Genomic DNA, 15,588 nt, shown 5'->3' with positions numbered 1-15,588 from the left:
CTCTCTGCAACTCAGTAGCGTCGGCATTCGAACTGGTCGCCCGCGACCGCGCCGTTTTTGTAACCGTAGGAGAGACAAATACGCATGAGTTCAGACGCCGACCAGGCGATAACGGTCTACTCGGACTACGTGTGTCCCTTTTGCTACCTCGGGAGGCAGTCCCTGTCGCAGTATCAAGAGACGAGAGACGAGGAACTCGATATCGACTGGCATCCGTTCGACCTGCGGAGTCAGAAGCGCCGCCCCGACGGAAGCATCGACTTCTCGGTCGACGACGGAAAAGACGAAGACTACTACGAGCAAGCGAAGCAGGGGGTCCGTCGGTTACAAGAACGGTACGACGTCGAGATGACGCTTGACCTCGGGACCGACGTTGACTCGCTGCCGGCGCAAATCGTCTCGTACTACCTGAAGGGACACGCCGACTACGAGACGTGGCTCGCGTTCGACGAGTCGGTCTTCGAGGCGCTCTGGCAGGACGGCAAAGACATCGGCGACGAGGCGGTGCTCGTCGAACTCGCCGAATCGGTGGGCATCGACGGCGAGGAAGTCGCGTCCGCGCTCGACGACGAAACGCTTCGGGCCGAAGTGCGCGAACGATTCAGTGAGGCCCAGCAGCACGGCGTCACCGGTGTCCCAACCTTCGCGTACGAGGGCTACGCCGCGCGAGGAGCGGTGCCGCCGGAGCAGCTAGAGCGACTCGTCGAGGGAGTGTAGACACCGGACGACCGACCAACGAGACCGACAGCGCTCGAGGAGTCGTCACGCCCGCCGGCGAGTCGGTTCACCCGGCGGTGGTCGTTTCGAGCATCCGGCGGAGCGCGACTTCCATCTCCTCGAACTCCGAGAGTTCGAGTTCGTCGGTGGTGACGATGACGCCGCGGTCGCCGCCCACGACGCGGCCGACGAAGCCGTCCGAGAAGACGCGCAGGGTGAACTCGTACTCGCCGAAGTCGGAGGTCGCGCCGGTCGCGCCGGCGTTGTAGGTCTCTCGCGGGCCGAATCCGGTGCGCTCGCTCTCGACGAGTCCGGCGCTCGCTGCGCGCGCCGCGGCCTCGTCGCCGTCGTGGAGGTTCCGTCGGACATACAGCACGTCGAAGTCGTCGCGGGTGAAGTGGACGACGCTCCGCAGGGAGTCCTCGAGGGTCGTTCGGCAGGTGGAGACGAGAGCGTCGGCGACGCTCCGGGTGATTGTCGGCGTTGATTCGGTCACGGGAGTAGATAGCACGCCGCAGTATTTGGCCGTCTCGCCTCCCGGCGCTCGTCCGAGACAGGTGGTGAATCAGGCCAGCCGGAACCGCGTGTCGGTGAGCTCCTCCGACACGTCCCAGAGCCGGGCGGCGGTCTCGGGGTCTCTGGCGCGGTCGCTCGGCTCCGCGATGCCGGGGGTGCCGCGCATGCCGAACAGCCCCTGCGGGCCGACGTACTCCCCGCTTTCGACGGCCGGCGACGTGGCAGCGTACAGGAGCGGGAGCGCGCCCATCTCGGCCGACTGGGCGAATATCGCGTTGCCGAGCTTGCTCATCCAATACCGGAGCGTCGACCCGGAGGCCTCGGGGCCGCGGAACTGGAGGTTCGTGGCCGCGTACCCGGGGTGCGCGCCCACGCTCAGCACGTCGTCGATGCCCGCGGCGGTCAGCCGGCGGTCGAGTTCGAACGCGAAAAGCAGGTTCGAGAGCTTGCTCTGGGCGTAGGCGTCCCACTCGTCGTAGTCGCGTTCGCCTTGCAGGTCGTCGAACTCCATCCGGCCGCGCTCGTGGAGGCCGCTCGACATCGCGACGAGTCGCGTCTCGCCGGGCGTGTCGCGGAGCGTCGGAAACAGGCGGGCGCTCAGGACGAAGTGACCGAGGTGGTTCACGCCGAACTGCGTCTCGAAGCCCTGTGCGGTCTCCCGCCGGGGAATCGCCATCACGCCGGCGTTGTTGCAGAGGACGTGTAGCGACCCGTGTTCGGCGGCGAACTCGTCGGCGAACCGCCGGACGGAGTCGAGGTCGGCGAGGTCGAGTTCCGAGAGGGTCAGCGAGGCCGCCGGCACCGAGTCGCGGATGTCGGCCATCGCGTCCTCGCCGCGGTCGAGGCTCCGGCAGGCCATGACGACGTGCGCGCCCTTCTCGGCGAACGCGCGCGTCGCTTCGAAGCCGAGGCCGCTGTTCGCGCCGGTGACGATGACGGTCTTCCCCGAGAGGTCGGGGGCGTCGGCCGCGGTCCAATCGCTCATGGGGAACTGCAAGGACCGAACCGAGTAAACCGTGGCGGCGACCGCCGGCGCGGCCGGGCGAGCGGTCGCAGACGCTCGATTGAGACTACTTCGACGCGGTGCTGGTCTGCATCCCGTCGGAGTTGTACGCCGAGCCGAAGCCCTCGTCGTCGAGGAGGATGATCCCCGCCGACGACCCGGTGAGTTCGCCGAACTCCTCGATGGCGAGGTCGGCCGCGGTCTGGGCGTCGCAGCCCCGCTCGAGGTGGCCGACGGCGCGGCGCGCGAGCGTCACGCGCGCGATGTCTTCGCCCGCTCCCGTGGTCGACGCGCCGCCGGCCGGGGAGGCGTAGAAGCCCGAGCCGATTTGCGGCACGTCGCCGACGCGACCCGCGAGAGCGAACCAGCGGCCGCCGGTCGAGGTCGCGGAGGCGAACGTCTCGCCGTCGGTGGCGACCGCCCCGACCGTGTCGTGACCGGGAAGGCGAACATCGTGAGCCGAGCGGTCACTGCTTGCTGAGGTTCCCTCAGAATTGTCGTGGCCGGGCAGGCGAACGTCGTGAGCCGAGCGGCCACTGCCTGCCGAGGTCTCCTCGGAACTGTCGTGCGCCGGCAGATAACCGTCGCCCGCCTCGGCCGTCGGGTCGCTCGTGCTACCGCCGAATCGGTCGGCCAGCCACGCGAGGTGTTCGCTGGGCGAGCCCTCGGGCGCGTCCGCGTTCGCCCAGCGCTCGCGGGTCTCGTCGGTGAAGAGGTCGACGCCGGTCTCGACGCCCGCGTCGGCGGCGAAGTCGACCGCCGGCTCGCCCGTCAGGAGGACGTGCGGGGTGTCTTCGAGGACCGCGCGCGCGACGGAGACGGCGTGTTCGACGCCCTCCATGCCGGAGGCCGCGCCGGCGCGTCGGTCGCTCAGCATGACGCCCGCGTCGGTGCGGACGACGCCGTCGGACTGGACCGCGCCGCCGACGCCCGCGTTGAACCGGTGGTCCGATTCGAGGACGCGGACTGCGGTCTCGACCGCCGAAAGCGGGTCGGGTTCGCTCGCGCCCGCGTCGGCCGCGTCGTCCAGGACGGCCTGTCTGGGTTCCGGTTCGCCGGGGATGCCGCCGGCACCGCCGTGGAGGATAATTCGCATACGAGAGTGTCTTCGGAGCGCGGTCCTAAACGTATCGACCGACGAATAGAGCGATACTTGCACTTCGCCGTCGATAACGGCAGGACTTTTACACCGCACTGGAAAACCCAAAATGTTCATGAGCTACGACCAGATTGAGGTTCCGGACGACGGCGAGAAAATCACGGTCGACGAGGAGACGGGCGAGCTCTCCGTCCCCGACAACCCGATTATTCCGATCATCCACGGCGACGGAATCGGAACGGACGTCGGCCCCGCCGCACAGAAGGTCCTCGACGCCGCCGCCGAGGCGACCGGCCGCTCTGTCTCTTGGATGCGCGTCTACGCCGGTTCGTCCGCCCGCGACAAGTACGACGAGAACCTCCCGGAGGACACGGTAAGCGCCATCCGCAACCACCGCGTCGCAATCAAGGGCCCGCTCACGACACCCGTCGGTGCCGGCTTCCGCTCGCTCAACGTCGCGCTCCGCAAGAAGCTCGACCTCTACGCGAACGTCCGCCCGACCTACCACCTCGACGGCGTCCCGTCGCCCGTGAAGAACCCCTCGGCGATGGACATGGTCACGTTCCGCGAGAACACCGAAGACGTGTACGCCGGCATCGAGTGGGAAGCCGGCACCGACGAGGTCCAGAAGGTCAAGGAGTTCGTCGAAGAAGAGATGGGCGCGGACGGCGTCATCCACGACGGTCCCGTCGGCATCGGCATCAAGCCCATCACCGAGTTCGGGACGAAGCGCCTCGTCCGCGAGGCTATCGAGTACGCCCTCGAAAACGACCGCCCGTCGGTCACGCTCGTCCACAAGGGCAACATCATGAAGTTCACCGAGGGTGCCTTCCGTGACTGGGGCTACGAACTCGCAGAAGAGGAGTTCGGCGACGTCACCATCACCGAAGACGAACTGTGGGAAGAGTACGACGGCGAGCGTCCCGAGGACAAGGTCGTTGTCAAGGACCGCATCGCCGACAACATGCTCCAGCAGCTTCTCACCCGCACCGCCGACTACGATGTCATCGCCACGATGAACCTCAACGGCGACTACATGTCCGACGCCGCCGGCGCGCAGATTGGCGGCCTCGGCATCGCCCCCGGTGCGAACTTCGGTGAGGGCCTCTGTCTCGCAGAGCCCGTCCACGGCTCCGCACCCAAGTACGCCGGCGAGGACAAGGTCAACCCGACCGCGATGATTCTCTCCGGCCGTCTCATGTTCGAGTACATGGGCTGGAAGGACGCCGGTAAGCTCATCCGCGACGCCGTCGAGAAGACCATCTCGGACGGCGACGTGACCTACGACCTCGAACGCCAGATCGAGGGCGGCAACAAGCTCGCCACGAGCGAGTACGCCGACAAGGTCGTCGAGAACATCAAAGAGTTAGCTTAAGGCAACTCTCTGAGCAGCCAGAAATCTTCGATTTCTGGATACATTCACGAACTCGCGTAAGCGACCACACAACTTCTCTCTCGCGGCACCGACGCCGCACTCGTTTCGCGCCGCTTACAGTCGATTCGGGTCCCGCCAGCGACGAATCCGGTTCCACAGCGGTCTGACGACGCCGAAGACGACCGCGCCGGCGGTGTCGGCGACGATATCGACGGCCGTGTCTTCCAGGTAGACCGAGCGGGGCCACTCGACCCAAAAGCCGGTGAAGAGCCGCTCGTACACCTCGAACCACGTCCCGATCGCGGCGACGGCCATCGGGAGGACGACGAGGAGCGCGAGCCGCGAGTGGAGCAGGCGGGGATTGAGGACGTAGAGAATCGCCGCGACGCCGAGCCCGGAGGCGGCGTGGACGAGAATGTCCCACCACCAGATGCGCGTGTAGAGAAACAGCGCCATGCTCGTGAAGTGCGTCACGGTGACGACGCTCCCGAACACGGCGATGGCAGCCATCTCTCGGGGGCGTTCTTCCCAGCCGGCCAACACCGTCTCGTTCAGCGTTCGTCTCAGCATGCGCGGGTCGATAGACGAGGCGGTAGACGGGGCGGGTCGACTGCGGTGGCGGGGTGCTGTGCCGTATCTCCTGCGAGCGGACGCATAGACGAGAGATAGGACATCATCGATATGTACGTTATCTCGACGGAGCAACACGTTTGGGGTTAAATTAACCCCGCCGACGGGGGCATCGCGGTCGAGTCAGCGGTTCGAGCGGCGGTCGTCGTCCGGCGTCTCGCCGCCGTCCGAGCGGACGTGAGCTGAGCGCGGCGGCGAGTCGCCGCGGCGGGCGTCCGCCTGCCCCCGCGACCAGAAGATACCTTCGACGAAGGCGAAAAAGCCGAGACCGCCGGCCACGTTGACCACGAGGTCTATCGCGGTGTCTTCGGCGTAGTAGGTCATCGACCAGCCCCACCAGAAGTCCTTGAACAGGTACTCGTACACCTCGAACCCCGCGCCGAGGGCGAGGAGAGTGGCCGCGACGACCGCCGGGGCGCGAGCGCCGCGGAACGTCTGCGGGAACACGAGGAACAACACGCCCGCGACGCCGAAGCCCGAAAAGGAGTGGGTGAGCACGTCCCACCACCAGATACGCGTGTAGATGTCGTACGCGAGCCCGCCGAAGTGGAGCGCGCTGACGACCGCGGCCCAGACGCCGACGAACGCCCACAGCCACGGCTCGCGCGCGAGCTTCGAGTGGCTCATCGTTGCCCGCTGCTCGACGTGCTGACCGGGGTGTTCGGCGCGCCGTACGCTGTCCATGGTGAGAGTACGCGTGGGGAGGGCATAGTTAGGGACTACCGTCTACTGAGTGATGACACGGGTTTGATAAATGCTTTCTCCTCACACGTCGCGGCTGAGCCGACCCAAGCCACTCGTTCGAGAGGCTCCAAACCCCCCGAAACACACCGCACGGAGAGTTTAGTCCGGGTGGCGGTTCGCGCTCGACTCAGTCCAGCCACGGCGGGTTGGCCCGCGGCGGCGAGAACACGTCGATGCCGACGACGGTCTCGTCGCCGCGGTTCTCCGCGCCGTGGGGTTCGCCGCCGGCGAGCGAGTAGGAATCGCCGGGGCCGACGACGAGTTCCTCGCGGTCGTCGCCGACGAGGAACGTCAGTTCGCCGGCGACGATGTAGCCGACCTGCTCGTGGGGGTGGTCGTGAACCGGGGCCGCCGCGCCGAGTTCGATGCGGAAGTGCTGGACGTTCATCTCCTCGCCGCCCGCGAGAAGCGAGAGGAACACGTCGTCGGCCGCCTCGGCGGACGGCGCGTCGTCGACAGAAACTCGGTCCATGCTGACACGCCACGGGGAGCGAAAATAAATCCGCCGGGGAGACGCCGCCGGGGAGACGCCGCGTCGGGGTCCGCGGTCGCTCGCGCTCCCGAACGTTCAAATCCGCCGCCGCGGAACACCGACGTATGTACGCGGTCGTGGGGTGTACGGACTGCGCGAACATGTGGCTGCTTTCGGACCCCGACGGGTCGAAGACGGCGACGTGTCCGCGGTGCGGCAGGCGACACCAGACGAAGAAGCTCCGGCGCTTCTTCGAGTCCGACGACAGGGACGCCGCGCGACAGGCGCGGTCGGCGCTGTTGGCGAAGAAACACGGCGACAGCGAGGCGTTCGCGCAGGTCGAACACGTCTCGGAACTCGACCGGCGAGTCGAGGAGTCGGGCGTCGACGACCGCGAGTACCTCGAAGGCTCGGGGCTCGACGCCGACGAGGTGTTCGAGGCGGGCGAGGCCGCCGCGCGGGGGCGGGACTCGTCGTCGGGGTCGCCCGACCGCCTGACGGTCGTCCGCGAGGCGATACGGGACGGCGACCGGCCGACCGAAGAGGAAATCGTCGCGGCCGCGGTCGAACGGGGCGTCCCGGCGGACCGCGCCCGCGACCTGCTCGACAAACTCCGGCGGCGCGGCGAAGTGTCCGAGTCGCGGGGGCGACACCGACTGGTCTGAGATTCGGCGCGGGCGAGCGACCGGCCAGCAGGTCCGCGAGCGCGAGCACCTCAGAGCGCGCCGAGGAGCTTCGCCACGGTCAGCGCGGAGGCGACGACGCCGAGCGCCAGTTTCACCAGCCTGAGCGCGAGCGCCACCCGCCGCGCGTCGTCGTACTCGTCGGGCGATTCGGGGTCGGTACCGCGTGTGAAGAGTGGCATGGGAGGGGATGGGGTGTGGACACGCCCGCGGGTGCTCCCCGACGGACGCATTTTCATCGTTTCCGCGGAAACGGAATAAACGCGACCCACAGGTGCGGAGTGAAAGTGAAAGTGAACGACGAGGTGCGAAGTCGGAGGAACAGACCGGAACAACGCGAAGAAAAGCAGTCCAGCCGTCCCTGCTGTCGGTGAAAATGAACCCGCGAGTTACCGACCGAGTTCGGCGTGGGCGCTGGAGAGGTGCCGCGAGGCGAGCGCGGAGAGAAGGGAGAGTTCGCCCGCGAGGGAACCGACGGCGATGCATTCGGCGAGGGCGTCGGCGTTGGAGCCGGCGGGGTCGCCGCCGCCGCTGACGCCGAGGATATCGAGGCCCTCGGACTGCGTCGGGAGTTTCGTGCCGCCGCCGACGGTGCCGACTTCGAGGGAGGCGATGGAGACCGAGACGTAGAGGTCGCCGTCCTGCACCTCGGCGGTCGTGATGGCGTTCGCGCCCTCGACGACCTGCGCCTCGTCCTGCCCGGTGGCGAGGAACATCGCGGCGACGACGTTGGCGACGTGGGCGTTGAACCCGAGGCTCGCGGCCTTCGCGGAGCCGACCAGGTTCTTGCGTGTGTTGAGTTCCGCGACCGCTTCGGGCGTGGTGTGCAGGCGTTCTTCGACGACCTCGCGCGGGATTCGAACGTCGGCGGTGACGCTCCGGCCGCGCCCCTCGACGGCGTTGATGGCGGCGGGCTTCTTGTCGGAACAGAGGTTGCCCGAGAGGGCGACGAGCGAGGCGGCCGTCTCGGCTTCGACGACGCCGCAGACGGCCTCGGTGGCGATGGTGGCCATGTTCATCCCCATCGCGTCCTTGGTGTCGTAGCGGAATCGCAGGTACACCGAGTTGCCGACGACGTACGGCGTCACGTCGAGGAGTTCGCCGTGGTTCGTCGTCTCCTCCGCGGCCTCCTTCAGCGCCGCGAAGTTGTCGCGGGTCCACGAGACGAGCGCCTCGGCCTCGGCAACGTCGGCGACGCGGAACACCGGCGCGCGGGTCATCCCGGACTTGAGGACGCGGGCGGTCGCGCCGCCGGCGCTGTTGATGACCGAGCAACCGCGGTTGACCGACGCGAGGAGCGCGCCCTCGGTGGTCGCGAGGGGGAGGTACTTCTCGCCGGCGACGGAGCCGCCGTCGACGCTGACGGGGCCGGCGACGCCCATCGGCACCTGGATCGAGCCGACCATGTTCTCGATGGCGGACTCGGCGGCCTCCGCGGGGAAGCCGTAGTTCCCGACCGCGTCGAGCGACGCGCCGGACTGCGATTCGACGAGCAGTCGGCGCGCCTCGGCGGCGGTGTCGGCGTCGGCGTGCGCTTCGAGTTCGTGGAGGCGGAGGTCGCCCTCCCGAACGCGGTCTGCGAGGGACGCGGCGTCTGTCATGCTCCGACGTTTCCCGCGCCGGCCCTAACGCGTTCCGGTTCTTCCAACGGCCGCCACCGACCCGGCCGGCGTCACCCGCGACGACCGACCGCCGCTCGGCCACCCCGCCGCCTCCCGAACCGTTTTGCCCTCCCGCGTCGGGGTCGAACGTATGACCGCGGCAGCGGACCTCGTACTGACGAACGCGGAGGTACACACCCTCGGGTCGCCCGACGAGACGCACGAAGCCGTCGCCGTCCGCGACGGCGAGGTCGTCCGCGTCGGCCGCGCGTTCGACGTGGGACTGCTCGCCGGCGTCGAGACGCGGGTCGTCGACTGCGGCGGCCGCGTCGTCCTCCCCGGCTTCATCGACGCCCACACGCACCTCCCGATGGTCGGCCGCTCGCTCGTCCACGCCGACCTCTCCGCCGCCGGCTCCCCGGCGGAGGCGGTCGAACTGCTCCGCGAGCGCGCCGCCGAGGTCGAATCCGACGACGAGACCGGCGACGAGGCCGGCTGGGTGCTCGGCTACGGCTACGACGAGAGCACGTGGGACGACTCGAGATACCTCACCCGCGACGACCTCGACGCTGTCTCCGAGTCGCGTCCCGTCGTGGCCTTCCGCGAGGACGTCCACACCGCCGGCGTCAACTCGGTCGTCCTCGACGAGTCGCCGTGGGAGGCCGACTCGATTCGCGATATCGCGGTCTCGATGACCATCGTGGACGGTCGCGTCGTCTTCGAACGCGACTGAACGAGTAATCGCCACCGACGGCGGCGTATCTTTGAACTGAATTGTTCTTCGGACGAGTAACGACTGTATTCGGCTTCTAATGGCTCATCGGGTGCATTTACCACCAGCGAATCAATAGTATAGAGAATTTTTACTGATGGGTAGCGAGTATTGGAGAAAAATATTTTTCAATAAGGCCCACTGATTGGACTGCTACCGTGGTGACCAATCGTGGTTGAATTACAGTCGGTCGGGTTCGAGTCGGAGCTCAGCCTGTTCAAATACGACACGCTCGAACAGCTACCGGAGAGCCACCGCGACCTCGACGAGGCCGCCCGCTCCCGGCGAATCGCCGCCGCCCGCGAGGCATTGGGTGACCGAGTTATCGTCCTCGGACACAACTACCAGCGACGCGAAATCGTCGAGCACGCGGACTTCGTCGGCGACTCCTACGAACTCTCGAAGCGCGCCGCCGAGTCGGACGCCGACTACGTCGTCTTCGCCGGCGTGACGTTCATGGCCGAGAGCGCGGACATCATCACCGACGACGACCAGACGGTGATTCTCCCGTCGATGGAGGCGTCGTGTCCGATGGCCGGGATGGCCGAGGCCGTGCAGGTCGACTCCGCGTGGGAGACGCTCGTCGAAGAGAGCGGCGGCAGGGACATCGTCCCCGTGACGTACATGAACTCCTACGCCGACCTGAAGGCGTTTTGCGCCTCTCACGGCGGGCTCATCTGCACCTCCTCGAACGCCGCCGACGCCTTCGAGTGGGCGTTCGAGCGCGGCGACGCCGTGCTGTTCCTGCCCGACAAACACCTCGGGCGCAACACGGCCGACGACCTCGGCATCGACGGGGTGGTCGAGTGGGACCCGTGGGCCGGCGACGTGACCGAGTCGACGGGCGCTGCCGACGAGCTGGACCCCGACATCCCGGAGCTCGGTGACGCCGAAGTCATCCTCTGGGACGGCTACTGTCAGGTCCACGAACGCTTCCGCGTCGACCACGTCGAGGGGGCGCAGGCCGACGGCGCGAAGGTCGTCGCCCACCCCGAGTGCCGCCCGAGCGTCGTCGCGGCCGCCGACGAAGTCGGCTCCACGAGCCACATCTGCGACGTCGTCGCGAACGCCGACCCCGGCGAGACGTGGGCCATCGGCACCGAGGTCCACCTCGCGCGACACCTCGCGCGCTGGCACCCCGAGGTCGACGTGCGGCCCCTCTGCGGCGACGCCTGCATGGACTGCAACGCCATGCGACAGGTCGACCCCAACTACCTGACGTGGGTGCTCGAAGAGCTCGCCGCGGGCCGCGAACCCAACGTCGTCGAGGTCGCGCCCGAGGAGAAGGAACTCGCCGCGGTCGCGCTCGACCGCATGCTCGAACTATGAAGGCCGACGTGCTCGTCGTCGGCTCCGGCATCGCCGGCTGCGCCGCCGCCCTCGCCGCCGCCCGCGAGGGGGCCGACGTGCTCGTCGTCACGAAGGCGACCGAACCCGAGGACGCCGCGTCCGACTGGGCGCAGGGCGGCATCGCCGTCACCCAGTCCGCGCCCGAGGAGTTCGCCGCCGACATCCGCCGGGCGAGCGACGGCACCGCCGACCCCGAGGCGGTCGAGACGCTCGTCTCCGAGTCCCGCGCCGTCGTCGAGGACGTGCTGTTGGACACGCTCGGCGTCGCGTTCGACGCGGTGGGCGAGGGCACTGACGCCGACGCCGAAGCTAGTGCCGACACCGACACCAACTCCTTCGACCTCGCCCGCGAGGCGGGCCACTCCAGCCGCCGCATCCTCCACGTCGACGCCAGCACCGGCGCGCACGTCCTTCGGCCGTTTCTCCAGCACCTCTCGGCCCGCGACGGCGTGCGAATCGTGGAGGACGCGACGGCGCTCGACCTCCTGACCGAGGAGGGGACCGTCCGCGGCGCGACCGTCCTCGCGGACGGCGAGGTCGAACCCGTCTTCGCCGGGGCGACCGTCCTCGCCACCGGCGGCATCGGGGACTGTTACGCCCGGTCGACCAACCCCGCGGGCGCGACCGGCGACGGCGTGGCGATGGCCGCGCTCGCCGGCGCGACCGTCTCCGACATGCAGTACGTCCAGTTCCACCCGACGGCGTACGACCCCCGAACAGACCCACGGGCCGACGACGACGCGCAACCGTTCCTCGTCAGCGAAGCCGTTCGCGGCGAGGGAGCGGTCCTGCGCGACGCCGACGGCCGCCGATTCATGCCCGACGTGCACGACGACGCCGAGCTCGCCCCCCGAGACGTGGTCGCCCGCGCCGTCTCCCGCGCCCGCGACCGGTCCGGCCGCGTCGTCCTCGACGTGTCCGACCTCGACTTCCGCGATGAGTTCCCCGACCTCGCGGCGCTCTGCGACGACCGCGGCGTCGACCTCGACGCCGGCATCCCGGTCGCGCCGAGCGAGCACTTCCTCTGCGGCGGCGTCGCCGTCGACGACCGCGGGAGGGCCTCCCTCCCTCGGCTGTTCGCCGCCGGCGAGTGCGCCCGCACCGGCGTCCACGGCGCGAACCGACTCGCCTCGACCAGCCTGCTCGAAGGCCTCGTCTGGGGCGTCCGCGCCGGCGAGACGGCGGCCGACCGGGGTCGCGACGAGGCCGAGACCGTCGAGTACGCGCCGCCGCGCGACTCCGACCCGGCGCTCCCCGACGCCTTCGCGGACGCGAAGTTCGACCGCCTCGGGCGGACGATGGACGAGCTCGTCGGCATCGAGCGCACGCCCGACGGCCTCGACACCGCCCGAGCGCGGCTCCGTCGCCTGAAGGGCGAGGTCGACGCCTACGCCCGCACCCGCGTCTCGCGGTCCGTCTACGAACTCCGGAACGCCTGCGTCTCGTCGCTCCTCGTCGCCCGCGCGGCCGCCGACGCGCCATCGGCCGGCTGTCACTCGCTCGTCGACCCGGACGGACGCGATGGGGGCGACGGAAGCGACGGAAGCGACGACGCCGGACGGGGGGTGACGCCGAGTGCTGACGACTGAGACGGTCGAGCGCTGGCTGGCCGAGGACGTCGGCCACCGCGACGTGACGAACGACGTGCCCGGCGACACCACCGGGCGACTCGTGGCCAAAGAGACGGCGGTCGCCGCCGGTCTCGACGCCGCCGTCGCCGTCTTCGACTCCCTCGGCGTCGAGGCCGAGAAAGCGGTCGCGACCGGCGACGCGGTCGAATCGGGCGACGAAGTCCTGCGGGTCGACGGCGACGCCCGGAACGTCCTCCGCGGCGAGCGCGTCGCCGCCAACGTCGTCGGCCACGCCTCCGGCGTCGCCACCACGACCCGCGAGGCCGTCGCCGCCGCCCGCGAGGTTTCCGATTCGGTTCGGGTCGCCGCGACCCGCAAGACCACCCCCGGCCTCCGCGGCGTCGAAAAGCGCGCCGTCGTCGCCGGCGGCGGCGACACCCACCGCCTCACGCTCTCGGGGATGGTGATGGTCAAGGACAACCACATCGCCGAACTCGGGTTGGAGGCGGCCGTCCGCCGCTTCGCCGAGCGCAAGTCGTTCGCGACGAAACTCGAAGTCGAAGTCGAGACGCCCGAGATGGGCGAGCGCGCCGCGGCCGCCGGGGCCGATATCGTCCTGTTCGACAACCTCCCGCCCGAGGCGGTCCGCGAGGGCGTCTCCCGACTCCCCGAAGGCGTCATCTCGGAGGCCAGCGGGGACATCACGCTAGAGACGCTCCCCGCCTACGCCGACACCGGCGTCGACGTGGTGTCGATGGGGTGGCTCACCCACAGCGCGCCGAGTTCCGACTTCTCCTTCCGGACCGGGTGAACAGCGGGCGTTTCGCTCGACCCGGACACCGCCGCCGCCGGTCGAATCCACACGTTCTTTGCGTCGTGTCGAGACCATGGGACGATGACTTCGTGGCCCGTCACCGCCCGGCTGCGCTCTCCGGTCGCGAAGTACTACGCCTACAAGACGACCGAGTTCGTCTCGTTCACGACTGCCATCTGGATTCTGTTCGTCCGCTCGCGGGGCCTCTCGTTCGCCGAGGTGGGCGCACTCAACAGCGTCTGGTGGCTCGCGCTCGTCGCGGCCGAGATACCGACCGGCTACCTCGGCGACCGACTGGGTCGCCGGAGCGCGATGGCCCTCGGCACGGCCGTCATCGCCGTCTCGACCGCGGCGATGGGCCTGTCGGAGACGTTTCTCCAACTCGCGGTCGTCTACGGCGCGTGGGCGGTCGGCCAGACGTTCCGGTCCGGCAGCGACGACGCGTGGCTCTACGACCTCTTGGCCGAGACCGACGAGACCCACGAGTTCGCCGCCGTCCGCGGGCGCGCCACCGGCGTCGGCCTCGCAATCGGCGCGGTGACGACCCTCGCCGGGGGCCTCCTCGCCGACGCGACGAACTACGCGGTCCCCTTCTTCGCCACCGCCGCGGTGACGGCGCTGGGCGTCCCGATTCTGCTGTCGGTCCCCGAGACGGGCGCGACCGGCGGCGACTTTACGCCGCGGACGGCGCTTCGGGTCATCCGCGAGAAGCTCTCGCGCCCGCCGCTCCGCGGCTTCGTCGCCTACTTCGCGCTCCTGTTCGGCGTCGCCAACATGGTGTACATCTTCGACCAGCCGATTCTCCGCGACGTGGCGCTCGACCTCGGCGTCCCCGCGACGGCGACGAACACCGCCGTCAGCGCCTCCTACGCGCTGTTCTCGCTCGTCGCGGCCGCGGCGACGTTCCGCGCCGGCTGGGTCGAATCCCGCGTCGGCGTCCGCCGGTGGTTCCTCGCCTCGCCGCTCGTGCTCGCGGTCGCCTACGCGTCGGTCCCGCTTTTCGGGCCGCTGGCCTTCCCCGCGTTCGCGGTCGCCCGCGGCGTCACGAACGTCTCGTCCGTCCTCGGGAACCAGTACGTCAACGACCGGGTGGACTCGGTCGGGCGCGCGACCGTCCTCTCGGCCGCCGGGATGCTTTACTCGCTCGCTGTCGTCCCGTTCGAACTCGCCGGCGGGGTCGTCGCCGACGCCCTCTCGCCGGCCGGCGCGCTCGCGCTCTTCGGCGGGGTGCTCGTCGTCGGTGCGGGCCTGCTCTGGACGGTCGAGCGACCCGTCTGAGGGTTCGGGGTGGGGCGGCCAGCGCGCTCGGCTCGTGAGAGGCCCGCCGCCCACGCCGAAGGGAAAACCCCTTACTGTCGGTCGTCGCACTCGCGGGCAATGGGCTTCTTCGACGACCTCCGCGACCGCATCGAGGCGACAGACAGCGTCGTCTCGGTCGGCCTCGACGCCGACATCGACCGCCTCCCCGACCACCTGCTCGACAAGGACCTGCCGCGGTGGGCGTTCAATCGCCGCATCATCGACGCGACTCACGAGCACGCCGCGGCGTTCAAGCCGAACGCGGCGTTCTACGAGGACGAAGACGGCTGGCGCTCCCTGCGGGAAACTATCGCCTACGCCCACGGGAAGGGCGTGCCGGTCCTGCTGGACGCCAAGCGCGCCGACATCGGCAACACGACCCGCAAGTACGCCGACCTGCTCGACGACGCCGACGCCATCACGGTCAACCCCTACATGGGCCGCGACTCCATCCAGCCGTTCCTCTCGCGGGAAGACAAGGGCGTGTTCGTCCTCTGTCGCACCTCGAACCCCGGCGGCGCGGACCTCCAGTCGCTCGAACTCGACACGGGCGAACCCCTCTACGAGCGCGTCGCGGCGCTCTGCGACCTCTGGAACGAACACGGGAACGTCGGCCTCGTCGTCGGCGCGACCGGTCCCGACGAACTGGAACACCTCCGCGAGCAGGTGCCCGACCTGCCGTTTCTCGTCCCCGGCGTGGGGGCGCAGGGCGGCGACGCCGAGGCCGCCGTCGAGTTCGGCCTCGCGGACGGCGTCGGTCTCGTGAACTCCTCGCGCGGCATCATCTTCGCCGGCGAGGACGACGGTGAGGACTTCGACAAGGCCGCCGGACAGGCCGCAAAGCGCCTCAAAAACCGGCTGAACCAGTACCGCTGAGGCGACGCAGGCGGTCGATTTTCCCGACCGAATCGTCCGGCGGTCGCCGCCCGGCGAGACGTTTAC

General features: G+C 69.2%; 16 protein-coding genes and 1 pseudogene. 9 read left to right on the top strand and 8 right to left on the bottom strand.

The window, feature by feature from the left end; genetic code table 11:
• Positions 1–84: 84 nt before the first annotated feature.
• Positions 85–717, top strand: coding sequence for a DsbA family oxidoreductase (locus HVO_RS17220; RefSeq protein WP_004042667.1), 633 nt, complete (start codon positions 85–87; stop codon positions 715–717).
• Between the two features lie 67 nt (positions 718–784).
• Here HVO_RS17220 and HVO_RS17215 read toward each other — a convergent pair whose 3' ends face one another.
• The 3 genes from HVO_RS17215 to HVO_RS17205 form a co-directional block, all read right to left on the bottom strand.
• Complete coding sequence (locus HVO_RS17215) at positions 785–1,213, bottom strand: DUF7522 family protein (protein WP_004042666.1); 429 nt, start codon at positions 1,211–1,213, stop codon at positions 785–787.
• 69 nt (positions 1,214–1,282) lie between these two features.
• Positions 1,283–2,218 carry an oxidoreductase gene (locus HVO_RS17210; RefSeq protein ID WP_004042663.1) on the bottom strand — a complete coding sequence of 312 codons (936 nt, stop codon included), beginning with the start codon at positions 2,216–2,218 and terminating at the stop codon, positions 1,283–1,285.
• 85 nt (positions 2,219–2,303) lie between these two features.
• The gene (locus HVO_RS17205; protein ID WP_004042661.1) at positions 2,304–3,332 is read right to left on the bottom strand and encodes an isoaspartyl peptidase/L-asparaginase; all 1,029 of its coding nucleotides are present in this window, start codon (positions 3,330–3,332) and stop codon (positions 2,304–2,306) included.
• Between the two features lie 118 nt (positions 3,333–3,450).
• Here HVO_RS17205 and icd point away from each other — a divergent pair, with 118 nt between their 5' ends.
• Positions 3,451–4,710 carry an isocitrate dehydrogenase (NADP(+)) gene (icd, locus tag HVO_RS17200; protein WP_004042658.1) on the top strand — a complete coding sequence of 420 codons (1,260 nt, stop codon included), beginning with the start codon at positions 3,451–3,453 and terminating at the stop codon, positions 4,708–4,710.
• 114 nt (positions 4,711–4,824) lie between these two features.
• On the opposite strand, the gene HVO_RS17195 is transcribed toward icd, so the two are convergent.
• The 3 genes from HVO_RS17195 to HVO_RS17185 all read right to left on the bottom strand — a co-directional run bounded on the left by HVO_RS17195 (position 4,825) and on the right by HVO_RS17185 (position 6,556).
• Complete coding sequence (locus HVO_RS17195) at positions 4,825–5,280, bottom strand: hypothetical protein (protein WP_004042657.1); 456 nt, start codon at positions 5,278–5,280, stop codon at positions 4,825–4,827.
• Between the two features lie 183 nt (positions 5,281–5,463).
• Positions 5,464–5,967 (bottom strand): hypothetical protein, encoded by a 504-nt coding sequence (locus HVO_RS17190; RefSeq protein WP_004042656.1) that lies wholly within the window; start codon positions 5,965–5,967, stop codon positions 5,464–5,466.
• 244 nt (positions 5,968–6,211) lie between these two features.
• The gene (locus HVO_RS17185; RefSeq protein ID WP_004042655.1) at positions 6,212–6,556 is read right to left on the bottom strand and encodes a cupin domain-containing protein; all 345 of its coding nucleotides are present in this window, start codon (positions 6,554–6,556) and stop codon (positions 6,212–6,214) included.
• A gap of 125 nt (positions 6,557–6,681) precedes the next feature.
• Between HVO_RS17185 and HVO_RS17180 the strand changes: the two genes are divergently transcribed.
• Positions 6,682–7,221 (top strand): DUF5817 domain-containing protein, encoded by a 540-nt coding sequence (locus HVO_RS17180; protein WP_004042654.1) that lies wholly within the window; start codon positions 6,682–6,684, stop codon positions 7,219–7,221.
• 50 nt (positions 7,222–7,271) lie between these two features.
• Here the strand turns inward: HVO_RS17180 and HVO_RS21100 are convergent, their stop codons facing one another.
• The gene (locus HVO_RS21100) at positions 7,272–7,421 is read right to left on the bottom strand and encodes a hypothetical protein (protein WP_155821820.1); all 150 of its coding nucleotides are present in this window, start codon (positions 7,419–7,421) and stop codon (positions 7,272–7,274) included.
• Positions 7,422–7,628: 207 nt separating this feature from the next.
• Complete coding sequence (gene hmgA, locus HVO_RS17175) at positions 7,629–8,840, bottom strand: hydroxymethylglutaryl-CoA reductase (NADPH) (RefSeq protein WP_004042652.1); 1,212 nt, start codon at positions 8,838–8,840, stop codon at positions 7,629–7,631.
• 151 nt (positions 8,841–8,991) lie between these two features.
• Between hmgA and HVO_RS17170 the strand changes: the two are divergent.
• From HVO_RS17170 to pyrF, 6 genes and pseudogenes are all read left to right on the top strand, one after another.
• Positions 8,992–9,528, top strand: a pseudogene (locus HVO_RS17170) (amidohydrolase family protein); the annotation flags it as partial.
• Between the two features lie 255 nt (positions 9,529–9,783).
• Complete coding sequence (nadA, locus tag HVO_RS17165) at positions 9,784–10,941, top strand: quinolinate synthase NadA (RefSeq protein ID WP_004042648.1); 1,158 nt, start codon at positions 9,784–9,786, stop codon at positions 10,939–10,941.
• Positions 10,938–12,551 (top strand): L-aspartate oxidase, encoded by a 1,614-nt coding sequence (locus HVO_RS17160; RefSeq protein WP_004042645.1) that lies wholly within the window; start codon positions 10,938–10,940, stop codon positions 12,549–12,551. Before nadA ends, HVO_RS17160 begins: the two co-directional genes overlap by 4 nt.
• The gene (nadC, locus tag HVO_RS17155; protein ID WP_004042643.1) at positions 12,538–13,344 is read left to right on the top strand and encodes a carboxylating nicotinate-nucleotide diphosphorylase; all 807 of its coding nucleotides are present in this window, start codon (positions 12,538–12,540) and stop codon (positions 13,342–13,344) included. Before HVO_RS17160 ends, nadC begins: the two co-directional genes overlap by 14 nt.
• 84 nt (positions 13,345–13,428) lie before the next feature.
• The gene (locus HVO_RS17150; protein ID WP_004042640.1) at positions 13,429–14,625 is read left to right on the top strand and encodes an MFS transporter; all 1,197 of its coding nucleotides are present in this window, start codon (positions 13,429–13,431) and stop codon (positions 14,623–14,625) included.
• Positions 14,626–14,724: 99 nt separating this feature from the next.
• A complete protein-coding gene (pyrF, locus tag HVO_RS17145; protein ID WP_004042638.1) occupies positions 14,725–15,522 on the top strand; it encodes an orotidine-5'-phosphate decarboxylase in 798 nt (265 codons plus the stop codon).
• Positions 15,523–15,588: the final 66 nt, after the last annotated feature.

Source organism: Haloferax volcanii DS2 (assembly GCF_000025685.1).
GTDB lineage: Archaea > Halobacteriota > Halobacteria > Halobacteriales > Haloferacaceae > Haloferax > Haloferax volcanii.
Note: the sequence above shows the minus strand (reverse complement) of the source record. Positions and strands in the feature narration are given on the sequence as shown.

Bases quoted from the DNA above. Each gene is read 5' to 3' on its own strand.
- HVO_RS17220 (WP_004042667.1), top strand. From the start codon at position 85: ATGAGTTCAGACGCCGACCAGGCGATAACGGTCTACTCGGACTACGTG.
- HVO_RS17210 (WP_004042663.1), bottom strand. From the start codon at position 2,218: ATGAGCGATTGGACCGCGGCCGACGCCCCCGACCTCTCGGGGAAGACC.
- HVO_RS17205 (WP_004042661.1), bottom strand. From the start codon at position 3,332: ATGCGAATTATCCTCCACGGCGGTGCCGGCGGCATCCCCGGCGAACCG.
- icd (WP_004042658.1), top strand. From the start codon at position 3,451: ATGAGCTACGACCAGATTGAGGTTCCGGACGACGGCGAGAAAATCACG.
- HVO_RS17195 (WP_004042657.1), bottom strand. From the start codon at position 5,280: ATGCTGAGACGAACGCTGAACGAGACGGTGTTGGCCGGCTGGGAAGAA.
- HVO_RS17190 (WP_004042656.1), bottom strand. From the start codon at position 5,967: ATGAGCCACTCGAAGCTCGCGCGCGAGCCGTGGCTGTGGGCGTTCGTC.
- HVO_RS17185 (WP_004042655.1), bottom strand. From the start codon at position 6,556: ATGGACCGAGTTTCTGTCGACGACGCGCCGTCCGCCGAGGCGGCCGAC.
- HVO_RS17180 (WP_004042654.1), top strand. From the start codon at position 6,682: ATGTACGCGGTCGTGGGGTGTACGGACTGCGCGAACATGTGGCTGCTT.
- HVO_RS21100 (WP_155821820.1), bottom strand. From the start codon at position 7,421: ATGCCACTCTTCACACGCGGTACCGACCCCGAATCGCCCGACGAGTAC.
- hmgA (WP_004042652.1), bottom strand. From the start codon at position 8,840: ATGACAGACGCCGCGTCCCTCGCAGACCGCGTTCGGGAGGGCGACCTC.
- HVO_RS17160 (WP_004042645.1), top strand. From the start codon at position 10,938: ATGAAGGCCGACGTGCTCGTCGTCGGCTCCGGCATCGCCGGCTGCGCC.
- HVO_RS17150 (WP_004042640.1), top strand. From the start codon at position 13,429: ATGACTTCGTGGCCCGTCACCGCCCGGCTGCGCTCTCCGGTCGCGAAG.
- pyrF (WP_004042638.1), top strand. From the start codon at position 14,725: ATGGGCTTCTTCGACGACCTCCGCGACCGCATCGAGGCGACAGACAGC.